At 52.2% G+C, this 7,179-nt stretch carries 4 protein-coding genes and 1 pseudogene; 2 read left to right on the top strand and 3 right to left on the bottom strand.

Annotated features, from left to right (window positions below; translation table 11 throughout):
* Positions 1-126: 126 nt before the first annotated feature.
* Both tnpB and tnpC read left to right on the top strand, forming a co-directional pair.
* Positions 127-321: pseudogene (gene tnpB / locus DQ230_RS12895) on the top strand (IS66 family insertion sequence element accessory protein TnpB); the annotation flags it as partial.
* A gap of 60 nt (positions 322-381) precedes the next feature.
* Positions 382-1,881, top strand: coding sequence for an IS66 family transposase (gene tnpC, locus DQ230_RS12890; protein WP_113913022.1), 1,500 nt, complete (start codon positions 382-384; stop codon positions 1,879-1,881).
* A 186-nt stretch (positions 1,882-2,067) separates the two neighbouring features.
* Here the strand turns inward: tnpC and DQ230_RS12885 are convergent, their stop codons facing one another.
* The 3 genes from DQ230_RS12885 to DQ230_RS12875 all read right to left on the bottom strand — a co-directional run bounded on the left by DQ230_RS12885 (position 2,068) and on the right by DQ230_RS12875 (position 7,178).
* On the bottom strand, positions 2,068-4,137 hold the full coding sequence (locus DQ230_RS12885; protein WP_113913021.1) for a UvrD-helicase domain-containing protein: 2,070 nt from the start codon (positions 4,135-4,137) through the stop codon (positions 2,068-2,070).
* Complete coding sequence (locus DQ230_RS12880; protein ID WP_203228072.1) at positions 4,119-6,233, bottom strand: ATP-dependent nuclease; 2,115 nt, start codon at positions 6,231-6,233, stop codon at positions 4,119-4,121. The genes DQ230_RS12885 and DQ230_RS12880 overlap by 19 nt, the downstream gene beginning before the upstream one ends.
* A 465-nt stretch (positions 6,234-6,698) precedes the next feature.
* Positions 6,699-7,178, bottom strand: coding sequence for a hypothetical protein (locus DQ230_RS12875; RefSeq protein WP_113913019.1), 480 nt, complete (start codon positions 7,176-7,178; stop codon positions 6,699-6,701).
* Position 7,179 lies beyond the last annotated feature (1 nt).

Below are 7,179 nucleotides of genomic sequence, written 5' to 3'. Positions count from 1 at the left end.
GTCGCGCCCTGACTCTATATCACCTGTTGGCCAGCCTGCCCGAGGGCATGAAATGGCTGCCCGCGATGCCGTGAAATGCGTGCCCGAGATCACGCGAAATCACTGCCCAACTTCCGCGAAATGCGCAACCTGATCAAGATCATCTGGTGGGATGGTCAAGGCGCGTGCCTGTTCAGCAAGCGACTTGAGAAGGGTCGGTTTGTGTGGCCATCAGCCAAAGAAGGTAAGATCGCCCTGACCGCCGCTCAGTTGGCGATGCTGTTGGAAGGGATCGATTGGCGTCTGCCGCAACGCAGCTGGACGCCACTTAAGGCGGGATAAATCAGCAATACACGCACGTGCGGGATTCCCGTCGGGCAGCTGTTTTGCTATGCTTTGACCATGCTGAATGTCGACAAAACCCTGCCGAAAGACCCCGACGAACTGCGACAGTTCACGGCGCTTTTGCTGGCAGAAGTGAAGGCCCAGGCGGTCCTGATCGAGAAGCTGCGCCATCAGTTGGCCGGTCAACGCCATCACCGGTTTGGATCGTCCTCGGAGAGCATCGAACAGCTTCAGCTGGCACTGGAGACCAGCGAGATCGCGGTTGCCAAGATGACCGCGAAGCTGCGCCTTCCTAATGAAGAGCCGAAGGATAAACCCAAGCGCCGCCCGATCCCCGATCACATCCCGCGCATGGAAGTTGAGCTGACCACCGGCGATGATGATTGCGCCCATTGCGGTGGCGGCCTGCGCCGTCTGGGTGAGGATGTGACCGAAGAATTGGAATACGTTCCGGGACGCTTCATCGTGAACCGCATCGTGCGGCCACGCTTTGCGTGTTCGGGTTGCGAGGCCTTCACACAGGCAGCGTTGCCATCGCGCCCGATTGAGCGGGGCCGTCCAGGCCCGGGCCTGCTGGCGCATGTGCTTGTCAACAAATACGCCGATCATCTGCCGCTCTATCGCCAAAGCCAGATCTTTGATCGCGACGGGATCGACATTGATCGCTCAACACTGGCGGATTGGGTTGGCAAATCCACGGCGTTGTTGGAACCACTTGCAGATGCCATTGGGCGGCACGTTCTGGCTGGACAGGCCATCTTCGCGGACGACACCCCAGTGAAGATGTTAGCTCCCGGCACCGGTAAGACCGCGACGGCGCGGTTGTGGGCTTATGGGCGCGACGAGAGGCCTTGGGGCAGCGACGTCCCACCCGCAAGTTGGTATCAGTTCTCGCCGGATCGCAAAGGGCAGCATCCAAAGGATCATCTCGCAAGATACCAGGGCTGGATGCACGCAGACGGCTATGCCGGGTTCGAAGATATCTATCGCTCAGGTGACATCCGCGAGGTTGCCTGCATGGCACACGTCAGACGCAAGTTTGTCGACATCCATAGGGCACAGGGATCGGCCATCGCCGATGAAGCCATCGGGCGCATCGCGCAGCTTTACGCGGTCGAGAAAGAAGTGCGCGGATCGCCACCCGATCACCGCGTCCAGATCCGGCAAGCGAAGGCAAAGCTGGTCTTCGATGATCTCGAGAGCTGGCTACACGCCCAGTTGCCTAGTATCTCCGGAAAATCGCCACTGGCGGGTGCGATCCGCTATGCCCTGACCCGTATGGCACGGCTTCGGCCCTATCTCGACCACGGCATCCTGGAACTGGATAATAATACCGCAGAACGGGCGATGCGCTCCGTCGCCATCGGGCGCAAAAACTATCTGTTCGTCGGATCACAAACCGGCGGCAAGGCCGCAGCTATCGCCTACACCCTGATCGAAACTGCCAAGTTGAATAGCGTCGATCCGCAGGCATGGCTGGCCGATACCCTTGCCCGCATCCCTGACTACAAGATCACTCGTGTCGACGATCTGCTACCGTGGAAAAATGCGACATAGGGCGGTCAGACCGGACGCTTACGGGGTAGCGCGCACCCGCGTACATGATAGATTCGCATAATGAAGTTTATGTTAATACAAAGGTCGTGAAGAAAACCAAGCCTGACTACGCGTGGGCGCTTGCAGAGCCACTCTAGCGGTTATGTATGTCATCCACAAATTTAGGAGACAATTTCTGGTCAACAATTAGAGTTTGATGGCTTCAGGAAAGAAAGCTGAAATCTGGTCCGCCTCTTCCTGACTTTTCATCAGGCGAACACACACGAGATTCTTCTTCGTGCGCGAGCTTGCAACATAAAGGAGCTTTCTTGACGCAATTTCTCGCCTTGATTGTGGGTTCTCTTTCGAAAAGCAGCTCTTGAAATCATACTCTGTCGTCCAACCATACTCGTCGACAACGAGAAGCACATTTTCGATGCCAGTTCCTTTCGTTTTGTGCATCGTGGAGAACTCTCCTTCGCTGTCTTCATACTCGTAAAACGCCAATACCTGTCCCAGCGCGAGTTCCGCGGAAAACAATGAATCAAGAAAATTCTTCTGCTTCAGGTCATTTAATCTGTCGTCGTACTCCTGCTCCAGAACCTCAACGCTGATGTGCTTCATATTCGTGACAGCCACCTCTTTTGACATTTGGAGTTTGGTACGGTGGCCGTTCAGGTGTAGTTCTTCAAACTCGGCAAAGACAGGATCACCTGCAAGCTTTGCTAAAACCTCATTGCGCCGATCAACAAATGCCTTGTGGCTGTCCGAAACTCTTATCAAGCCACATTCGGCGGCATACTCTATGGCCTCATAGGCGGCGCGATCGTTCGACCCGAACGAGTGAAGCATTTCTTCGAGCTTGGCCTTGTCTACCACTGACGTTATAGAAGATCCGCGCTTCCGTAGTTTCGCGATCAAGCGGTTATATGAGCGCCTGTCACCCGGCAATCTACTGTACAGAGCAACCAGGTCAATCAGCTCGCCAAACTGTAACCTGTCAAGCGTCTTGCGCATGCGATCTCGTGGTTCGGAATATCGGTCATCAAAGATCTGATATAGCCTTCCAAATCCGACATCGTTCGCAATAGACTTGTTCGTCAGTTTCAACTGAACGTAGCCCGGATAATCAGAGGCGGTTTTTTCAACCAACACATCAAGTGCACCTCTGAACAAGGCGGTATTTGTCTTCCGGTCTTCCGCCTTATCTCCCGTATCAATCTCCTCAGGAGCCAAGTCGTACACCAGCTTCACGCTGCCCTGGCGGCTCTCAAGGGTTTCAAGAGCTCCGTCATCAAGCGATTTCAGTGCTACATCTTGCTTTAGACCGTCCGTCCGAAATTTATTGCTAAAATCAATGACCTGGGGAGAACACCGATAATTGTCCTCCTTCTCGACAAGAATAAGCTCTTTGGCATCGATATGTGACTGAACGCTTCCTATGCCATCCGAATAGATGGCCTGTTCGGAGTCGCCGAACAGTCCTATGATGGTCTTGGCACCTTCAGGCAAACAGCGCAGCAGGACGCGAACGATATCTGCACTTGTGTCCTGATACTCATCGATAAAGATGCAGTCGTGCCGATCAGATACGATCTTGCCCAGCAGCGGGAAGCTTTCAAATATGTGGCAGGCCAACGCGATCAAGCCATCATGGCCGTATGAAGGATCGTTGAAGTTGTCAAAGGCAGTATCATTGTAGAAAAACTCGTTCGGCTGTCTCGCCGCCAGATTGTCACGGATTTCCCCGTTGACCTCGCCGATCAACCCATTGAGCTGCGCAATGTATGTGTCGGGTTCCTTGTCGTATTCCCGCTTCCCGATGACCTTCGCTGTATCTTCACCGAGTACCGTCCTGCGGCGGTTTTCGAGTTGGCCGTGTGCCTTCTTGAACCGGTCGTGCTCCTCCTTTTTCCTCACCTTTTCGTCGCCGTTATAGTGGTTATCTCCAAGGGCAACAAAATCTGGTAATTCGAAGAGCTTCGGAAAAACCTGTTGGATGTTCTTCTTGAACGGCGAAATAATCTGACCCAGGAACGAGTGAATTGTTGAAACCTTGATATCGCCGGATATACGATCAGCAATTTCGTCTGCTGCTTTGTTCGTATGAGTGATGCACACAATGCGAAGGCTTGGATTGGCCTTCAGAACCTTTTGCACGACTCTTTTCAGAGTCTCTGTCTTTCCGCTTCCGGCCCCACCTTGAAGAACGAAGTTCTCGCTGCCGGAAACAAGCTCTGCGATCCGATCTACCGGATTCAGTTTTTGTGAATCCATTTCAAACCATCCATGATATATTTCGGCACACGCCAGCTTTCGCCTTCTACAAGCGCCACATACAAAACCGATCCGGCAAAATCGGATTTCTTTCCGAGTATCTGAGCTGTAAGAGAATAAAAGTCATTGCCGCTGAATTCCTCGAGCGTGTCCCTGTTTTTCAAACCGGCCAACGTGTCCTTGCGGGCCTTGACTTTATCCAGGTTGATCGAAATGAAAGCGTCTTCAAAACTTCTTGCGTGGTAACCGTCCTCCGCTAGCTGGTAGGCAAGCTCAATCTGCCCTTCGCCCAAAGAGGCATCTCCATCTACCAGCCGCTTATGCCAGTCAGAGAAGTCCTTCTCTTCCTTAGGATCAGGGGCTGAAAGGAAGTGCTTCAGGGTTTCATTTGAGGTGTGGGTCGACTCTGCAACTGGACAGGCGGGATAGCTATTCTTTCCCAACTTCTCACTGACAACAGCTTTAGTTGTGTCGATATCAGTGATGACCAATGTGCGAACGCCAATGAATTCAAGGAACGGCGCAAACGCACGCGCGTTAGCGCCGACTTCCAGAACGGATATGTTCTGCGAAGACAGCCCGCTCTCCGTTGTTTCACCGTCATTTTCCCTGTCATGCATCTCAATGAATAGGGGGAGCAGGATGCGTTCCGTGGTTCCCTCGATGAAGATTGCTTTGCTTGCGAAGAACAGCTCAGCAGAATTGATTGTGAGATATTGCTTGAGAAACTGAAAAAGCGCCGCTCCGTCCGCTCCAAGCTCTTCGTACTTGGCGCTCAGATCAGTGTGAAAATTCTTGATCGTGACAGGCTCCGCAGGGGACAGTCGTGAAAGATACCTGATGTCCTCAAAGTTCGATTTGGAAACGATGTGGGAGGAATGAGTCGTTAGCAAAGCCTGCAAATTTGGAATTTGCGAGATCAATCCATGGATTTTTTCCGCGAAGACATACTGCATCTGCGGATGCGTGTGCGCTTCGGGTTCTTCGATAAGCAGGAGGTTCAGCGGAGCGTTTCGTCTGGCAAAGTCGTCACGGCACAACTCGATCTGCAACAGCAGATAAAGTATGTTCAAGTATCCAAGTCCGCTATGGTGCTCAGGAAGAAAGTTGTCGGTTTCGCCGTATATGACTTGCGATGAGGTTTCGATCAGCGATTGTGACTGGATGTTTGAGACGACCTTCAAATCGCCCAGCTCCAGAAAGTCGCGTGAACTTTTCAGAAAGCCCCGGAAAACCTGAGCATACTGCTCTCCGAGCTGATCATCGATGCCGGCAAGCATTGATCTGAGCTTTTCAATGCTCTCACCGTTTGACCCCGTGGTCTCGTCATCGTCATTGGCCTCGATGTCGTGCTTTTTAAAGAACCTTGTAGATATCGCTGACAAAGGCTTGGCGCCACGCCCAGCGTCTTCTGAGCTCGCAACATTTCTGCGAGCATGAATGACTTGAAAGTTCAATAGCGCTCGCACCTCTGATCGTTCTTTCTCTTCCAGTTGATCGCGGTGCGCTAGATAGTATGGCGTTTCCTCGGTGTGCCCGAAATCATCAAATGCATAAACTTTAAAATTCAGAAGTTTTCCGCTGAGGGTGTTTTCAATGAATTTCCTTCGCTCTTTGGGGTCGCCCGGCAGAACGCGCAGCAGCTTCTTCTTGTCGATGCAACATTCGAAAAGGATGTTGGTATGTCGCCGTGTCGGATCTAGGTCCAACATGAACTCGGAGAGTATCGCAAGGTTATCAGTTTCGTCGTAAGCTATGCGCAGCACCAGCCTGATCGCGAGATCCTCGACATTCGTATCATCGTCAATACTGATTATCTTCTGCCTTATCGGTATCGGAAAATCCGTGTAAGTGAAGCTATCAGGACGCTCCAGAAACTTTTCCAGCAAAACAGCAAAGGATGTTTTTCCTGTATTGTTTTTGCCGACAAGAAGCGTTGTCTTTTCCCGCATGTCGAGGCTGCAATTTTGCAAGAGCCGAAAGTTTTCAATTTTGATCTGTTCAATATGCATGTCGAAAATGCGCCCGATTGTGCCGCCCCTTTCGGGAGCCGAGGTTTGCTTCTGTAAGCTATCACTCTCTCGGTCAGTGAGCAAAGTGTAGTTGTTCCTTGCATTGTGGTGTCGTTCAGCCTCCAAAAGGCGGATGGTTGGTCGGGGATTTGTGGGGGAGGACATCTCTCGGTTCGATGGGTCGCAGAGAAGTGCTGCATGCTGCCGATAGAAGCTTCCCCCGGAGAAGAGCTGAGGTCTCTTTCCTAGTTATTGAGGCATCGGGCTGGTATGAATGCTACCTCGGTTGGGGGTTGAAAGGCCAAACGTTCGTCTTGAAAACCGTCAGTGTCTATTACTTCAAGGCGTCTGGATCACCATGAGCCTGCAGCGTACGACCGCGTGGGCTTGCAGCACCAAGGAAAGTCTGAGATGGCTGCTTTGGCCTCCGTTCAGTACTGCAATGGATGGCGAGATTGGAGAGCCCAAAGCTACAGATGCTGAGGTGCGAGTAATCGGCAATTTTCGTATGGTGAATACTCAGGAAACTATTGGCAAACCGACAGCCCCTTAGTGGCTTTTTAGCCAGATCATGCCATCAAAGGCACCAAGCTTCGCCTTATCTTGGGTATCGTAGAGGCGGCGGGCCTGAGTTGAGACCCCAGTGCTTAGCCGGGTGATCGTTCCGCTCCATCCGCTGTCTTTCGGAAAGACTACAATGTGGAACCCGTCCGTTTTCAGGTAGTGATTTCCACTTTGTGAGACTTTCCATTTTCGTGTCAGCCAGCGCCCTCGCCTTTGAGCTAAATTTTTACTGTCAGATTCCCGTTTGGAAGCGGCCGCGTAGTCTTCCTCCATCTTACCGGCACAAACACAACCGCACTCCAGAATATACAGATAGTCGGGGTGCTGCATCTGGTGAACATACCGGATGTCCTGGCTTTCGCACATTTCACATTGGGTGGCGGGTTCACCGAGATCCTCAAATCCGATGCAGGTCCAGCCTTTTTGTGGAACACCTTGTTGTGACCACTTTCCAAACGATGACATT

This window comes from Roseovarius dicentrarchi, from assembly GCF_003316635.1.
Taxonomy (GTDB): domain Bacteria; phylum Pseudomonadota; class Alphaproteobacteria; order Rhodobacterales; family Rhodobacteraceae; genus Roseovarius; species Roseovarius dicentrarchi.
Note: the sequence above shows the minus strand (reverse complement) of the source record. Positions and strands in the feature narration are given on the sequence as shown.

Bases quoted from the DNA above. Each gene is read 5' to 3' on its own strand.
- tnpC (WP_113913022.1), top strand. From the start codon at position 382: ATGCTGAATGTCGACAAAACCCTGCCGAAAGACCCCGACGAACTGCGA.
- DQ230_RS12885 (WP_113913021.1), bottom strand. From the start codon at position 4,137: ATGGATTCACAAAAACTGAATCCGGTAGATCGGATCGCAGAGCTTGTT.
- DQ230_RS12875 (WP_113913019.1), bottom strand. From the start codon at position 7,178: ATGTCATCGTTTGGAAAGTGGTCACAACAAGGTGTTCCACAAAAAGGC.